Here is a 15,656-nt window from a genome sequence, read left to right as displayed (position 1 = left end):
AAGTGGAACGCGAGTGGATTCGGATACGGCTGATGACAGTCGGGTCAATGAAGCAGTGTCCAACGATTCTTTCAGTACCGCCCAGTTAGTGCCTTCAACAGGTATTCTTGGTGGCTATTTAAGCGCTACGTCAGGCATCTACCCCGATTCAGGCGAGTTTATCTTCGAGTATTTCGCTGACGAGCAGGATACATTCCGCGCGGATCTTGCAGCGGGCAGCACGATTACCGTTCAGGTTTTCAGGGATTCTGATTTTTTAGCCCCCTCGATTAGCCTGTCGGTTGATCAGAGCGGCGCCTCGGACTTAGATTCCGGTGCCGGCGATACAGCCTTGATGGTCACTGCACCCGCAGAAGGGCCCGCGGAAATAAGTCTCCGAACCGCCGGTGGCGGTCCATTCCGGTACGTGCTGTCTGTTTCGACAACCGGCGTCACCAATTTTTCGAGCTCCTATTACAGCCAGCCGGAGTTTGTTCCGGACGAGGCCATTGTGGTGATGTCGCCGCAAGAGCAGGGGCGCCTGGATCCGCAGGGCCTCGCAGGAGCTTTGTCGGCCTCCTCTGCGAAATCACTGGGGCAGGGGGCCTGGTTAGTAAGGCGTGAGCCTGTTGGTGTCGTCGCTTCCCAGTCGTCCGGCGCTTCCGGGGCCCTGCGGGACCAGACCCTTCGTTGGATTACCAGTCTGAAGTCGCAGCCGGGCGTGCAGGTGGCAGAGCCAAACTATATCTACCGGGCTCAGGCGGACCGCGATCTGTCATCTTTGCAATGGAATCTGCCTCTCATCAGTACGCCCCTTGCCTGGCAAGCAGCGCCGACCCTTGGTAACTCGGTTGGAGTGGCTGTGATGGACACCGGCCTGTTCACTTCCACTCCGCAAACCTATGGCGATTGGCACCTGGACCTGGACACCAATGTCATTCCGTTCAATTCCGGACGAATTCTCGATTATGTGTCTGCTGAAGTGGATATCGATCCACAGTTCAGTGACCCCTTGGGCTATGACAACAACCCGGCTGATCCGGGTGACGGTAAACCTCAGAGCAGTAACTTCCATGGAACCCATGTTGCGGGCATTGTGGCTGCGCTTCAGGATTCTGCCGGCGTGGACGGCGTTGCGCCGGCGGCAACACTCTGGCCTGTCAGAGTGCTTGGGCGTGATGGGGCGGGCACGCTGGATGACCTTGTCGCAGCGGTAAATTGGGCTGCCGACAACCCCGATATCGATGTCATAAACCTGAGCCTCGGAGGCGTTGGTCCGAGCACAGTATTGGAAGCAGCCATAAACCGGGCTGATGAAAATGGAAAGCTGGTTGTCGCTGCGGCTGGCAATCAGGGTACAGATGAGTTGACCTATCCAGCGGCCTTTGAGCGAGTTATTGGCGTTGGCGCAGTCGATGCGGGGAAGGTGCGCGCCTCATACTCCAATTTTGGTGGTTCAGTGGATCTTGTTGCGCCGGGCGGGGATGCGACCAGAGACGCGAATCTGGATGGTAACGCCGACCTGGTCATCAGCACTTGGGGGGTTGATGATGGTGGTGACTTTATCCGCTCCTATGCAGGATTACAGGGTACCTCAATGGCTGCTCCGCACGTTGCAGGCGTTTATGCCTTGATGAAAGGGGCAAATCCTGAGGGAGTTACTCCTGGCCAGTTTCGGGCCTGGATGGTCAGTGGTGTGCTGACAGAGAACGTAGGCAACAGTACCGAATATGGTGCTGGTCTGATAAATGCGCTCAAGTCAGTTGACGCGGCTCTGGACGGATCCGTGAGCACGATAGTCCTTTCTTCGCCTTCTGCTATCGAGTTTGACCGGGCACGCTTCAATAGCGAGCTTGATTTTACCGTTTATCCCGAAGGCGAATCGGTCTTAGTTGATAACGTTGCCTTCGATTCAAATTTGATCTCTCTCGATCCGGCGCTTTCAGCTGGCAGCTCTCTGCCGAGCTCGGTAGCCGTCTCGGTATTGGAGGAAAATGTCGTTGACGGGCAGAGTTATGCGACGACGATTCAGATTGACTACAGTGCTGGTGGCGAAACCGGAACCCTGAAGGTTCCAGTTTCGATAGACCTCAGGGAATTGGCTGATGAGCGAGACGCAGGTCGCCATTATGTACTGCTGGTAAGCCCTGATGAAAGCCGCGAAACCATCGAACAGCGCGTGGTGACGGCCCGCGATGGAAGTTACAGCTTCTCCTTCGACGACATAGAACCCGGGGAGTATTTCCTGGTGGCCGGAACGGACATGGACAACAATGGCTTTATTTGTGAGAGCGGTGAGGCCTGTGCCGAGTACCCGGTAAATGGCTTGCCAGAGAAGATCGTCATCGGGGAAGAGCGGGTCACCGGCGTTACTCTGAGCACGAGCTTCCGGCGCCCGACCATTGCTTCCATGGGTTTGCCCCGCACCGGCTTCGAGGGCTATCGTTTAAAAAATCCTGGGAGCACAGCTGCTGAGCCGGTGAGAAACCTGGAGGTCAATCGTTGATGCCCATTCACTTTCGCGCTGTCTGTCTTCTGGCAGCAACGCTGATGCTATCCGGATGTGCAAGCAGTCGTTCAGAAACCGCAGAAGGTGGGCCGCTAGCTCGCCAGATCACGCAGTCGGCGCACTGTGGCCTTACGGCCCCCGGCCATGTTCATCTGGCAAGCCGTCAGGACGTTCAGAAGCTGGAAGCGTTGCCCGGGCGAAACCTCTCTCTCGAGGCGCTCAAAACTATTGAGTTTGAAAGAGAGCACATCGTTTTGGCTTCAATTGGCCAGAAGCCAACCGGCGGCTACAGTGTCACCCTTGACTCCTCTGAGATCCGTGGCGGAACCCTGGAGCTGAGGGTCAGAGTGGCTGAACCCGCCCCTGGCACCATCGTCACACAGGCGCTCACCACCCCCTGCGCGGTCATCGCGGTGACCGCTGAAGGCTGGGATGATATCCAGATCACCCGCGCCGAAAACAACCGTTGATCTTTCCTCACGAATCCCTAAGCTATGGCTCAGCTTTTCATATCAATCGCGGAGTCAGTTCCTGCCCATGAGCCAGCAACAATATAACGCCGATGCTATTGAAGTACTGAGCGGCCTGGATCCGGTGCGCAAGCGGCCGGGCATGTATACAGACACCAGTCGGCCCAATCACCTGGCGCAGGAAGTTATCGACAACAGTGTGGATGAGGCGCTGGCAGGGCACGCCAAACGCATCGACGTGGTGTTGTACAGCGATGGCTCGCTGAGCGTTGAAGATGACGGCCGCGGCATGCCCGTGGATTTGCACAAAGAGGAAGGCCTGCCTGGCGTTGAACTGATCCTTACCCGCCTGCACGCCGGCGGCAAATTCTCTCAGGGCAACTACAACTTTTCCGGTGGTCTCCACGGTGTCGGTGTATCCGTAGTCAACGCACTGTCCACCCATCTGGAAGTAACCATCAAGCGCGATGGCCAATTGCACCGGATGACGTTCGCCAATGGCGACAAAGCGTCCGAGCTTGAAGTGATCGATACCGTGGGCAAGCGCAACACCGGTACCCGCCTGAAGTTCAAGCCCGACATAACCTATTTCGACAGCCCCAATTTTTCCGTTAGCCGGCTCCGCCATAACCTGAGGGCAAAGGCGGTTCTGTGTCCGGGCCTGACGGTTACCTTCCTCCAGGAAAAAACCGGCGAAAAAGACGAATGGTTTTACGAGGACGGGTTGCGGGACTACCTGCGCACGGCCCTGGCCGATATCGAGGTTGTGCCGCTTGAGCCGTTTACCGGCAGCTTTTCCGGAAACAAGGAAGCGGTGGACTGGGCCATCCAGTGGCTGCCCGAGGGCGGCGAAGCGATCATGGAGAGCTACGTAAACCTGATTCCCACGGCCCAGGGCGGCACCCATGTGAACGGGCTGCGTACCGGCCTGCTTGAAGCGATGCGCGAGTTCTGCGAGTTCCGCAACCTGCTACCCCGTGGCGTTAAGCTCTCTCCGGAAGATATCTGGGAACGGGCAGCCTATGTCCTGTCCTTCAAGATGCAGGAGCCCCAGTTCTCGGGTCAGACCAAGGAGCGTCTGTCTTCCCGTGAGGCCGCGGCCTTCATCTCCGGCGTGGTCAAGGATGCCTTCAGCCTTTGGCTCAACCAGCACACCGATGTGGCAGAAGCACTAGCCGAGCTCTTCATCAGCAATGCCCAGCGTCGGCTGCGAGCCAGCAAAAAGGTGGCCCGCAAGAAAGTCACCTCTGGCCCCGCACTCCCGGGTAAGCTGGCGGACTGTTCTGGTGGGGATACCGCCCGGTCCGAGCTGTTCCTCGTAGAAGGTGATTCTGCAGGCGGTTCCGCCAAGCAGGCCCGGGACCGGGAGTTCCAGGCGGTGATGCCGCTTCGGGGGAAAATCCTCAATACCTGGGAGGTTGATTCGGGCGAGATCCTGGCGTCCCAGGAAGTTCACGATATTGCCGTTGCCATTGGTGTAGATCCCGGTTCTGACCAGCTGGATGGCCTTCGGTACAACAAGATCTGCATCCTTGCTGATGCGGACTCGGATGGCCTTCACATTGCCACGCTGCTGTGCGCGTTGTTCGTCAAACACTTCCGCCCTGTGGTTGCCGCCGGCCATGTGTTCGTTGCCATGCCGCCGCTGTATCGGGTAGATCTGGGCAAGGAAACCTTCTACGCCCTGGATGAACATGAAAAGCAGGGCATTATCGACCGTATTGCCGCGGAGAAGCGCAAGGGCAAGATTTCGGTGACCCGCTTCAAGGGTCTGGGTGAGATGAACCCGCTTCAGCTGCGGGAGACCACCATGGCCCCGGACACCCGTCGCCTGGTCATGCTGACCATCGAAGACGGGGATGATACCGATAGCCGGATGGACATGTTGCTGGGCAAGAAGCGCGCATCCGATCGAAGGGCGTGGCTCGAGACCTACGGCAACATGGCGGACATCGAAGTTTAATATTCTATAAGATGCTATAAAAAGCATCCTTTATTCTTTCTCTGTCTTCTGCAAAGTCGTTATCCTGCCAGTTTTCTGATCGGGAAGAACCGTTGATGGACTGGCAGGGCTGGTTTGCGCTGGGCCTCGCAGGCACCGCGTTGATACTGATGAGTGCAGGGCGATTTGCGCCCCATCTGGTGATGATGGGTGTGCTCGTGGTGCTCAGTGCCAGCGGGATTGTGTCCGCGGACCAGGCGCTCGCCGGGTTCAGCAACAGTGGTCTGATCACCGTGGTTGCCATGTTTGTGGTGGCTGCGGGCATTCATCATTCCGGCGGTGTCGATCTGCTGGTGCATCACCTGCTTCGCAATCCCAAGACTGTCCGTTCTGCCCAGGCACGGATTGCGCTCCCGGTATCCCTTCTCAGTGGTTTTCTCAACAACACCCCGGTTGTCGCCACCATGATCCCGGCGGTGCATGCGTGGTCCCGCAAGATCGGTATCTCACCGTCCAAATTGATGATTCCCCTGAGCTACTCCGCCATTCTCGGGGGTACCCTGACACTGATCGGCACCAGCACGAATCTGGTCGTCAACGGCCAGTACCAGCAGCTAACCGGCGAAGAGGGCTTCTCCATTTTCTCGATCACGGCGGTCGGGCTGCCGGTGGCGGTGATCGGCGTGGCCGCTTTGCTGCTGGTTATGCCCCGTGTGCTTCCGGATCGTAAGGATCAGCAGAAATTTGGCTCCATGAGGGAGTTTACCCTGGAGGTCGCGGTGTCGTTTGACGGGCCGCTGGTCGGCAAGACTGTTGGTGAAGCCGGGCTCCGGGAGCTTGAACGATTGTATCTGGTTGAGATCGAACGCGATGGCAGCGTGGTTACGGCGGTGCCTTCGGAGGAGCGACTCAGGGGTGGCGATCGTCTGGTGTTTGCCGGTGATACCCAGGCCATTTCTGACCTCCTGCGGATAAACGGTATCGTCCCGTCAGTCCATGAAGACGAGCCGAGTCTGAGCAAGGATCGGGCGGAACGGCGTCTGGTTGAAGCGGCATTGTCGCCCCAGTCCGATGTGTTGGGGCTGACCATTCGCGACGCCCGGTTCCGGGACCGTTACGGTGCGGTTGTGCTGGCCGTTGCCAGGGGTGGGGAGCGTGTTTCCGGCAACCTGGGGAATATCCGCCTCAAACCTGGCGATGTGCTGCTTCTCGAGGCCCGCCCCGCGTTTGTCAGCCGACAGCGCTATAACAAGGACTTCCTGCTCATTAATGACCTGGAAACCGAGACACCCCGGCATGACCGGGCGTGGCTGTCCTGGGGAATCCTGTTGGTGCTGGTGGGTCTCGCTGCCTGTGGCACCCTGAGCATGCTTAACGCGGCCCTGCTGGGCGCCGCAGGAATGATTCTGACTGGCTGCTGCTCGGTGGGCCAGGCCCAGAAGTCCGTGGATGTGCCGGTGATCCTTACCATTGCGGCCTCCTTTGCCATGGGTGCGGCTCTGGAACAGACCGGCGCGGCAGGCTTTGTGGCTGCAGGCATCCTTGAATTCAGTCAGGGCGACGTACTTTTAACGATCCTGCTGGTTTATCTCGTGGTGTCGGTCCTGACCGAGGTTATTACCAACAATGCGGCGGCGGTCCTGGTCATTCCCATCGTTCTGTCGATGACGAACAGTATGGGCGTGGCCGCCGAGCCGTTTGTGATTGCGGTGATGATGGCCGCGTCCGCCAGTTTTGCCACGCCGCTTGGGTATCAGACCAACATGATGGTATTCGGGCCTGGTGGTTACCGGTTCAGTGATTTCGTGCGGGTTGGTTTACCCATGAACGTGTTTGTTGGTGCCGTTACCGTTGTGGTTATTGCCGTGGTCTACGACATCACTCCCGGTTTATGAGCGCTGTTCGGTCGGGTTGGCGAGAATGTCGCAGCACAGCACCTGAAGCTTGCCGTCCTGATAGTACCCCAGTGAAAGGGTCACGCACATATAGGCTCCGGTAACGCAAAGGTAGGGGGCGGTTACGTGCAGGCTTTCCGGTTGAGCCAGCGCCTGGCGAAGGTACTGCTGGCGAAACCAGTCGGCGCTGCTGGTGCTCTCCAGGGGTTTGAAACGCGGGTCCATACTGCGTGTGCCCGCGTCGGAAACCAGGGTGTCGTCCATCTGAACGCCTTTGTCGTCGACCAGGTAGCAGCGGGAAACGGCTGGGTGGTTCAACAATTCCAGACAGGATTGCTGCATGCTCATCCCGCTGCGAAGCTTCGTGATTGCATGATCGAAGAAGCCACTGAAAAACTCCACCAGTTGCCGGGTCGGGTCCAGGGTAACCTGGTTGCGGGTCTTGTATTCCTGCAACAGATGATCGAAATCGGCGGGTGAGTGGGTCAGTTGGTCGAGGTCTGTGCTCGGTCTGCGGAAATAGAAGCCCTGAACGAAATCCACGCCCGCATCGATCGCAATCATTGCCTGATCACGGGTTTCCACGCCTTCCAGAAGAACCAGGCAGCCGGACTGGTGCAGCAGTGACACGATGCCGTTCAGAATCTGGCGTGCCTTGTGATCGTCTGTCGCACGGGTAAGCAGTTTTCGATCCAGTTTCACGATGTCGGGTGACAGGTTCCAGATTCGCTCGAAATTGGAGTGGCCGGCACCGAAATCATCAATGGCCGTCAGACAGCCCAGTTTCTTGTAATAGGCAACCGTTTCCCGAAGCCTTTCGGCGTCGTCTGTGGGTTGCTCAACAATTTCCATGACAATCCGGTGTGGAGGTAGGCCGGTTTTGGCCAGAAGCTGTCCGAAGAACGAATCGGCCTGGCTGCCGCTGGTTACCACCTGGGGCGAAACGTTGAGGAACAGCCAGTTCAGCTGATCGCGGATGCCGCTGTAATTGCGTATGTGCAGATAGCGGCACAGGCGGTCAAGGAGAAGATTCTCCGCCTCGGAGGCCGGTAGCTGGAACAGGTGCAGCGGCAGTACCGCGGAGTTATCCGTATCAAAGGCCCGGATCAGGGCCTCATAGCCGACGATACGCTTGTGTGAAATGCTGTAAATCGGCTGGAGCGCTGTTCTCAACGTCAGTCCGCGAAAATCTGCGGTCCATGTGTCACCGTCCCTGTTCAGCATAGGAGACAACAGGTCCACTTCCGGAGCTGTCAGCTTTTCAGGGAGGCGTCTCGACATAGATGATTCTGGTTGATTTAACGAACGCATCAGTCGCCCCAGTTTGGCGCCTGAACTGTCTTTTATCAGTACAGGTTTCGCCAGAAAAATCGGGAAGTTACTGATAGTTGGAAGGAAGATTGCCAAAAAAACGCGTTTATTACCACTGTTTCATGTAGAAACTGGAAACGGTTTGTATCTTTGAGGGTCTGCAAGAGAAAAGAAGAGAGGGGAGCCCAGCGGTCCGGACGGACCGCCAGAGAATCAGTTATTACTGGGTACAACCACGCTTTCGTCGAATTCGAGTTCCATGTCCTGTCCTCTCGGTCAATGAGGCCCCAGACGGGGCGTTTAAGTATGGGCCAAGTTTATCGTTGCTATAATTTTGAACAATCCGTAAAACCCCTATGCGACCAAAGGCAAACGCCCGGGCGAATGGTCAGAATTTCTGATGTAGCGCTGCAAAAGATTTTGATTTTTTTCATACAACCAAGTTTCTAGACTTGGCTTCAACGATGTAACCAGGGAACAGGGTGAATTTTCATCATGCAAATCAGGAATACCTCAGCCGACTACGGTCTTGTAACCATCGTGAATCACTGGGTCGTTGCTCTGGCTGTTTTCGGCCTGTTCGGGCTCGGCTTCTGGATGGTGGATTTGTCCTATTACGACGACTGGTATCGCCGCGGTCCGGATGTTCATCGCAGCGTTGGCATACTTCTGTTTTTATTGATGCTTTTCCGGGTGGTCTGGAGAGCGGTGAATGTTTCGCCGGATCCGCTGGATGGGCACAAGCGCTGGGAGATTCGAAGCGCCCATGCGGCCCACCTTCTCCTGTACGTGCTGATTTTCGTCGCCATGGTCAGCGGCTACCTGATATCGACCGCCGACGGGTCTTCGATCAGCGTGTTCGGCTGGTTTGAAGTGCCATCGGTCACTGGCCAGATAAAGGGAATGGAGGACACCGCCGGAACCGTTCATTACTGGTCCACCTGGGCCATTGTCGGTCTTGCTGCCATTCACGCGGCTGGCGCCTTCAAACATCATTTGCTTGATCGCGACCGCACATTACGGCGTATGTTAGGAAAGTGACTGGCCGGCCGTTTAGTTATCGTTTAACGCCCGGAAGTCGGGCACCAATGCAACAAGGGAGATAACCATGAAAAAAGTTCTGCTTGCCTCGGCCGTGTCGATGGCGCTTGTAGGTGCAGTCAATGCTAACGAACACAGTGGCACCTATGCGTTTGATAAAAAGGGCGCCCATCAGTTCATAACCTTCAAGATTTCTCATCTTGGCTACAGCTGGCTTTACGGTCGATTCAACGATTTCGACGGCGAATTCGTTTACGACGCCGAGAACCCGGAAAACAGCACCGTTAACGTCACCATTGACACCGCGAGCGTGGATTCCAATCACGCCGAGCGGGACAAGCATCTTCGTAGTGAAGATTTCCTGTACGTCGACGAGTTTCCTGAGGCTTCCTTCAAGAGCAAGCGCGTTGTTCTGGATGAAGAAGGCGAGGCCGACATTATCGGCGACCTGACCCTCCGTGGTGTGACCAAAGAAGTGACCCTTGACGCGGAAATGCTGGGCCACGGGGAAGACCCGTGGGGTGGCTACCGCATGGGTTTTGAAGCTGAAACTGAGCTTCGCCTCAAGGACTTCGGCATCCCGATGGATCTCGGAAAGGCCTCCGAGACCGTCGAGATCATCATTTCTGTCGAGGGTATCCGGCAGTAATACTGGCCGACCCCTGCCACTGTCAGATTCCGGGCCTAGACCCGGAATCTGCCGGTCTGACTTTCCAGTTCTCTCGCATAGCCTTCCAGGGACTCACTGATTCCGTCGATATCCCTCGACCGGCTTGCGCTCTCCGTAGCCAGATCGTTGATCTCGGTAATACTGCGGTTGATCTCATCCACAACCTGAGTCTGCTCCTCGGTGGCCGACGCGACACTGGTATTCACGTCTGCAATATTGGCCATGGCTTCAAGAATGGCCTTGAGCTCAGACTCCGCATCGGTGGCCAGCTTCTCGGTTTCGCTCGCCTCTTTGCTACCCGTTTCCATCACCGACACGATGTCGGCAACGCCAGCCTGCAAAGTTGTGATCATTTTCTGGATATCTTCCGTCGACTGACCGGTCCGTTGCGCCAGGGTCCTCACTTCATCGGCAACCACAGCAAAGCCGCGTCCCTGCTCACCGGCTCGCGCCGCCTCAATGGCCGCATTCAACGCCAGCAGGTTGGTTTGTTCTGCGATGCCCCTGATAACGTCCAGCACGGATGTGATGTTGTCGGAATCGTCAGATAGCTTGCGGATAACCTCCACAGCTTTTGAAATCTGTGCGGCCAAACGATGCACCTGCTCTGAGGAGTTGCGGATAATTCGTGCGCCGTTCTTGCCCTTTTCTTCGGCATCGCGGGTAATCTCGGCCGCTCTTGAGGCATTACCGGCAACCTCTTCGATCGCACTCTGCATTTCGTTGATGGCTGTGGCGACCATGGAAATAGAGTCGGTCTGTCGAGTCACGCCATCATTATTGTCCTTCGCCGCCCGGGCGAGATCTGTGGCTCCAGTGCCAAGCTCCCGGGTCAACTGCTGGATGGAACCAATCATGGATTGCAGGTTCTCGAGAACCAGGTTGAAGCTTTTTGCGAGTTTGCCCAGATCATCATCCATCTCCACAGGGATCCGCTGGGTCAGATCGCCTTCACCCTGGGCAATATTGTCCAGTTGATCCCGAAGCGCCGCGATAGAGCTGATGATCAATTTCAGGAACACGGCAAACAGCCCAATACTGATCAGGATAGCGACGGCTGTGATTAGCAGGATGGTGACCGAGCTGCTCTGGCCCTCTGAAGAGGCTTCACCCGCGCGAATCTGGGCACGTGCGTCAGCGTGAGCGCCGACCTCGTCGAAGTAATTTCTGAGATTGTCGAAGAGGTTGTTGGTTTCGCTGGCTGCCAGGGCTCTTGCCTGCTCCGGGTCCCCTGTTTCTGCCAGCTCAAGAACCCGTTGGGCGGATCCCAGCCAGCGCTCATAGGCAGCATCGAATCCTCGAGCAACGTCGGAGACGCCCGTACCCTCAAGCCTGCCAACTGCTGTTTTGAAGCGGTCCAGGGCCTGGCCGGCATTCTCGTCAAAACTGGCCAGGTAATTCTCGCCATCTTCATCGTTGGACTGGGCGTCCACATAGGCCATCTGGGCAACCAGCGCCTGGTAGAGATCCCGGTCGCCGTTGAGGATTTCGCTGACGGAAGGCAGATAGGTGTCGGCAATATTGTCAGTGTCGGATACCAGGTTTCGGACAGTGCTGACGGCAAACAGTCCGATAACAACCAGGGCGACAGCCGTGATAACAAAAGGCAAAGCAATTTTTACCCGGAGTCCCAGGCGCTTACCAAAATCCATACGTCTCTCCCGCATTGCCAGAATGGCTTATTGCCAAATATAGCACCGGGAAGACGGTTGATTTGAGAAACAGTAGAGAAATTGCTCCCGATCAGTTAGAAGTGACTTGCCGGGAGCATGGACAGGTTATCTGGAAGGGTCTGGTGATTCCCGGTGAGTGTCACCGGATTGGCAAAGGTGCCTCTGGCGCCAGAACTGTCCCGCGAAAATAACGACCCAGATCAGTAATCCTGCCCAGAGATAGGTCTCCGGAACCTGGAAACTGCCGCTGATTGCAAACTCAACCAGAAGCATCAGCGTCACCGCCAGAACCGCATTTACCAGGGCTGTCACCATGGCTTGCCCGCAGGCTTTGATGTTGGGTTTCATAGTGTTCCGCTTGTTAGAGAAGTAAAACGGTCTTCTATTCACTGAAGAGCAGAATACGGCTCACCTTGAGGACACTCCATGCGGGAATTCCGCTATTGGAATCAGATGCCTGTGCAAGGGTGTGACGGTTTTGGCCAATAAATTCGCCGGTTGTTGGTGTATCGGCGCCGTGCTCCATATAATGTCCGCTCCCGTTTCTGCGTTGATTATTCCCGGCCCGGGAAGCAGGATCACGGACACTATTCAAATCAGGCAATACAGGCAATCAAAGAGGCATCCATGCCAGAGTTTCAGACAACGGATGAAGGCTTCGAGCGGGTTTCGCTCCGGGATTACACGGAAAAGGCCTATCTCGATTATTCCATGTACGTCATTCTCGACCGGGCACTTCCGAATGTCGGCGATGGCCTGAAACCGGTTCAGCGGCGAATCGTCTATGCCATGTCCGAGTTGGGACTTAAATCCACCTCGAAGTACAAGAAGTCTGCCCGTACCGTGGGTGATGTGCTGGGTAAATTTCATCCCCATGGCGACAGCGCCTGTTACGAGGCCATGGTGCTCATGGCCCAGCCTTTTTCCTACCGCTACCCTCTTGTAGACGGGCAGGGTAACTGGGGCTCCCCGGACGATCCCAAGTCCTTTGCTGCCATGCGCTATACCGAATCCCGCCTGGCGCCGTTTGCAGAAGTTCTGCTGGGAGAGCTGGGGCAGGGAACGGTGGACTGGGTGCCCAACTTTGATGGCACCATGGATGAGCCGTCAGTGCTTCCGGCCCGGTTGCCCCATGTTCTGCTTAATGGCACCACCGGTATCGCCGTTGGTATGGCCACGGATATCCCGCCGCATAACGTTCGGGAAGTCACCGCAGCTTGCATACGTCTGCTGGACCAGCCGGAGTCGACGGTTGATGAACTCTGCGAGCACATCAAGGGCCCGGATTTTCCGACCCAGGCGGAAATCATTACCCCCCGCAAGGACATCCGTCAGATGTACGAAACCGGTCGCGGGTCGCTGCGGATGCGGGCCCGCTGGATCCGCGAGAGTGGTGAGATCGTGGTTACGGATCTGCCGCACCAGGTCTCTGGCAACCGGGTTCTGGAGCAGATTGCCCATCAGATGCAGACCAAGAAGCTACCGATGGTGGCGGACCTTCGTGACGAATCCGATCATGAAAACCCGACTCGCCTGGTGATCGTGCCCCGATCCAACCGGGTTGATCTGGATGGTTTGATGGCGCACCTGTTTGCCAGTACCGATCTGGAGAAAACCTATCGGGTGAACATCAATGTGATCGGTAACGATGGCAGGCCTGGCGTGAAGGGTTTGCACCAGATCCTCACCGAATGGCTGACCTTCCGTCGAACCACCGTGATCCGCCGGCTCCAGCATCGTCTGGACAAGGTTCTCGCTCGCCTGCATATCCTGGAAGGCTTGCTGATTGCTTATCTCAATATTGATGAAGTGATCGAGATCATCCGTACCGAAGACAAACCCAAGGCCGAGCTGATGGCCCGTTTCGGGTTGTCCGCCGATCAGGCCGAAGCCATCCTCGAACTGAAGCTGCGTCACCTGGCCAAGCTTGAGGAAATGAAAATCCGGGGCGAGCAGGATGAGCTCGCGGCTGAACGGGATGAGCTCCAATCCATTCTGGGTTCCGAGGATCGCCTGCGAGAGCTTATCAAGAGCGAGATGCAAGCCGATGCCGAGACCTTTGGCGATGATCGTCGCTCACCGATAGTTGAGCGTGAGGAGGCCAAGGCATTCAGTGAAGTGGACCTGATCTCGAACGACCCCGTGACGGTGGTGCTGTCTGAAAAAGGCTGGGTTCGCGCCGCCAAGGGGCATGACATTGAGCCGGAAGGTCTGAGTTATAAAGCCGGTGACCGTTTCTCCCTCGCGGCTCGGGGACGGAACAACCAGCAGACGATATTCCTGGATTCTACCGGGCGGGCCTATTCCTTGATGGCTCACAGTTTTCCATCTGCCAGAGGTCAGGGTGAGCCGCTGACGGGGCGCATCAACCCGCCCTCCGGTGCCAGCTTCTCAGGCCTGTTGATGGGAGATCCGTCCCGTAAGGCGTTGCTGGTTACCGACGGTGGCTACGGGTTTGTTACGTCGCTGAACGACATGATCAGCAAGAACCGCAATGGCAAGGCAGTAGTCAGTGTCCCCAAGGGCGCGAGGATCATGCCTCCACTGACCATACCGACGACCGAGAAAACGCTGTATCTGGGGGCGGTGTCCAACGAGGGACGGATGCTGGTGTTCCCGCTGAGCGAATTGCCGGAACTGGCCAAGGGTAAAGGCAACAAGATCATCAGCATTCCCTCGGCCAGGGTTCAGAGCCGTGAAGAATATGTGGTGGCAGTAGCAGTCTTTGCCGAGGATGACCAGCTGGAGATACGCGCTGGTAAGCGCAAGATGGGGCTACAGTTCAGTGATCTCGAACACTACCTCGGTGAACGAGGCCGTCGCGGCCACAAACTGCCCAGGGGGCTGCAGCGGGTGGATGGCATTGACGTGATTCCTTCCGCCGCCCGAGCGCAGGAAGAAGCGGGCTCTGACAGCGAGGGTACCGATAGTGAGTGAGCTCGTACTGATTAACGTCTCAGGGCGTGACAAGCCTGGTCTGACGTCGGAAATCACCGGCATCATGGGGCGCTACGATGTGCGTATCCTGGATATCGGCCAGGCGGTAATCCACGACCACCTGACGTGGGGCATCCTGATCGAGATTCCGGATGAGTCCAAATCCTCGCCCGTCATTCGTGACCTGCTGTTCCGGCTACACGCTCTGGATCTGCAGGTCAGGTTCGCGCCGATCACCGTCGAGGAGTACCAATCCTGGGCCGCGGCCCGGAATCGGGCCTGCTACATCGTGACGCTGCTTGCCCGGGATATCAAAGCGGAACAGATTGCCCGGGTTTCCGCCATCACGGCGCGTCATGGTCTGAACATCGATAACATCTCACGCCTGTCTGCCAGGCCCTCGCTGAATGCCGCAGACAATCGTATCGCCTGTGTCGAGTTCTCGGTAAGAGGCACACCATCAGATCTTGAGAAACTTCGTGCGGATTTCTTGCACATCGCTGGCGAAATGAATGTGGATATCGCCTTCCAGGAAGATTCCATCTTCCGCCGCAATCGCCGGCTGGTGGTCTTTGACATGGATTCCACGTTGATCGAAGCCGAAGTGATCGACGAGCTGGCTGCGGAGGCCGGAGTCGGGGAGCAGGTGGCAGAGATTACTGAAAGGGCCATGCAGGGCGAGCTGGATTTCAGCCAAAGTTTTGCCGAGCGCCTGGCACTTCTGAAAGGCCTGGATGAATCGGTCCTCGAGGGAATCGCCTCGCGGTTGCGGATGACCGAGGGTGCAGAGCACCTGATCCTCAGTCTCAAGGCGCTGGGATATCGCACTGCAATCCTGTCGGGCGGCTTCACCTACTTTGCGCGCCACCTTCAGCGCAAACTCGGTATCGATTACATCTACGCCAATGAACTCGAGATTGAGGGTGGCAAGGTCACAGGCAAGGTTTCCGGGCAGATTGTCGACGGCAAGCGAAAGGCGGAACTGCTTTTGGAAATCGCCGAGAAAGAGCATATTTCCCGGGAACAGGTTATTGCCGTCGGTGATGGCGCCAACGACCTTCCGATGCTGAGCCAGGCAGGCCTGGGTGTGGCTTTCCGCGCCAAGCCCCTGGTCAAGGAATCAGCGCGTCACGCGATTTCGACGCTGGGGCTGGATGCGATCCTGTATCTGATTGGTTTCCGTGAGAGCGAAACCAATCAGAGTCTGGAAAACGCCGACTTCTGAGCCG

Annotated in this window: 11 protein-coding genes; 8 read left to right on the top strand and 3 right to left on the bottom strand. The window is 56.9% G+C overall.

The window, feature by feature from the left end; all coding sequences use genetic code 11:
* The first annotated feature begins 13 nt into the window (after positions 1–13).
* From HP15_RS12590 to HP15_RS12575, 4 genes are all read left to right on the top strand, one after another.
* Positions 14–2,485 (top strand): S8 family serine peptidase, encoded by a 2,472-nt coding sequence (locus HP15_RS12590; RefSeq protein ID WP_041645395.1) that lies wholly within the window; start codon positions 14–16, stop codon positions 2,483–2,485.
* Positions 2,485–2,958, top strand: a complete 474-nt coding sequence (locus tag HP15_RS12585) for a protease complex subunit PrcB family protein (RefSeq protein WP_041645392.1) — start codon at positions 2,485–2,487, stop codon at positions 2,956–2,958. Before HP15_RS12590 ends, HP15_RS12585 begins: the two co-directional genes overlap by 1 nt.
* Before the next feature lie 67 nt (positions 2,959–3,025).
* Positions 3,026–4,921: a DNA topoisomerase IV subunit B gene (gene parE / locus HP15_RS12580; RefSeq protein ID WP_014577818.1), complete on the top strand. Its 1,896-nt coding sequence runs from the start codon at positions 3,026–3,028 to the stop codon at positions 4,919–4,921.
* A gap of 95 nt (positions 4,922–5,016) precedes the next feature.
* Positions 5,017–6,795, top strand: coding sequence for an SLC13 family permease (locus HP15_RS12575; protein WP_008174090.1), 1,779 nt, complete (start codon positions 5,017–5,019; stop codon positions 6,793–6,795).
* On the opposite strand, the gene HP15_RS12570 is transcribed toward HP15_RS12575, so the two are convergent.
* On the bottom strand, positions 6,790–8,076 hold the full coding sequence (locus HP15_RS12570; protein ID WP_041645390.1) for an EAL domain-containing protein: 1,287 nt from the start codon (positions 8,074–8,076) through the stop codon (positions 6,790–6,792). The genes HP15_RS12575 and HP15_RS12570 overlap by 6 nt on opposite strands.
* 525 nt (positions 8,077–8,601) lie before the next feature.
* Between HP15_RS12570 and HP15_RS12565 the strand changes: the two genes are divergently transcribed.
* Positions 8,602–9,147 (top strand): cytochrome b, encoded by a 546-nt coding sequence (locus HP15_RS12565; RefSeq protein ID WP_014577816.1) that lies wholly within the window; start codon positions 8,602–8,604, stop codon positions 9,145–9,147.
* A gap of 67 nt (positions 9,148–9,214) precedes the next feature.
* Positions 9,215–9,796, top strand: coding sequence for a YceI family protein (locus tag HP15_RS12560; RefSeq protein WP_014577815.1), 582 nt, complete (start codon positions 9,215–9,217; stop codon positions 9,794–9,796).
* A gap of 35 nt (positions 9,797–9,831) precedes the next feature.
* Here HP15_RS12560 and HP15_RS12555 read toward each other — a convergent pair whose 3' ends face one another.
* Both HP15_RS12555 and HP15_RS12550 read right to left on the bottom strand, forming a co-directional pair.
* Entirely contained in the window at positions 9,832–11,469 is a 1,638-nt protein-coding gene (locus HP15_RS12555) for a methyl-accepting chemotaxis protein (RefSeq protein WP_014577814.1), read from the bottom strand.
* A gap of 126 nt (positions 11,470–11,595) precedes the next feature.
* Positions 11,596–11,838, bottom strand: a complete 243-nt coding sequence (locus tag HP15_RS12550; RefSeq protein ID WP_014577813.1) for a hypothetical protein — start codon at positions 11,836–11,838, stop codon at positions 11,596–11,598.
* Positions 11,839–12,117: 279 nt separating this feature from the next.
* On the opposite strand from HP15_RS12550, the gene parC reads away from it, so the two are divergent.
* Together parC and serB are read left to right on the top strand one after the other, a co-directional pair.
* The gene (gene parC, locus HP15_RS12545) at positions 12,118–14,427 is read left to right on the top strand and encodes a DNA topoisomerase IV subunit A (protein ID WP_014577811.1); all 2,310 of its coding nucleotides are present in this window, start codon (positions 12,118–12,120) and stop codon (positions 14,425–14,427) included.
* A complete protein-coding gene (gene serB, locus HP15_RS12540) occupies positions 14,420–15,652 on the top strand; it encodes a phosphoserine phosphatase SerB (RefSeq protein ID WP_014577810.1) in 1,233 nt (410 codons plus the stop codon). The genes parC and serB overlap by 8 nt, the downstream gene beginning before the upstream one ends.
* Positions 15,653–15,656 lie beyond the last annotated feature (4 nt).

Source organism: Marinobacter adhaerens HP15, assembly GCF_000166295.1.
GTDB classification, from domain to species: Bacteria; Pseudomonadota; Gammaproteobacteria; order Pseudomonadales; family Oleiphilaceae; genus Marinobacter; species Marinobacter adhaerens.
Note: the sequence above shows the minus strand (reverse complement) of the source record. Positions and strands in the feature narration are given on the sequence as shown.

What these genes read in the sequence shown, in the direction of transcription:
- HP15_RS12585 (WP_041645392.1), top strand. Translation starts at nt 2,485, where the DNA reads ATGCCCATTCACTTTCGCGCTGTCTGTCTTCTGGCAGCAACGCTGATG.
- parE (WP_014577818.1), top strand. Translation starts at nt 3,026, where the DNA reads ATGAGCCAGCAACAATATAACGCCGATGCTATTGAAGTACTGAGCGGC.
- HP15_RS12575 (WP_008174090.1), top strand. Translation starts at nt 5,017, where the DNA reads ATGGACTGGCAGGGCTGGTTTGCGCTGGGCCTCGCAGGCACCGCGTTG.
- HP15_RS12570 (WP_041645390.1), bottom strand. Translation starts at nt 8,076, where the DNA reads ATGTCGAGACGCCTCCCTGAAAAGCTGACAGCTCCGGAAGTGGACCTG.
- HP15_RS12565 (WP_014577816.1), top strand. Translation starts at nt 8,602, where the DNA reads ATGCAAATCAGGAATACCTCAGCCGACTACGGTCTTGTAACCATCGTG.
- HP15_RS12560 (WP_014577815.1), top strand. Translation starts at nt 9,215, where the DNA reads ATGAAAAAAGTTCTGCTTGCCTCGGCCGTGTCGATGGCGCTTGTAGGT.
- HP15_RS12555 (WP_014577814.1), bottom strand. Translation starts at nt 11,469, where the DNA reads ATGGATTTTGGTAAGCGCCTGGGACTCCGGGTAAAAATTGCTTTGCCT.
- HP15_RS12550 (WP_014577813.1), bottom strand. Translation starts at nt 11,838, where the DNA reads ATGAAACCCAACATCAAAGCCTGCGGGCAAGCCATGGTGACAGCCCTG.
- parC (WP_014577811.1), top strand. Translation starts at nt 12,118, where the DNA reads ATGCCAGAGTTTCAGACAACGGATGAAGGCTTCGAGCGGGTTTCGCTC.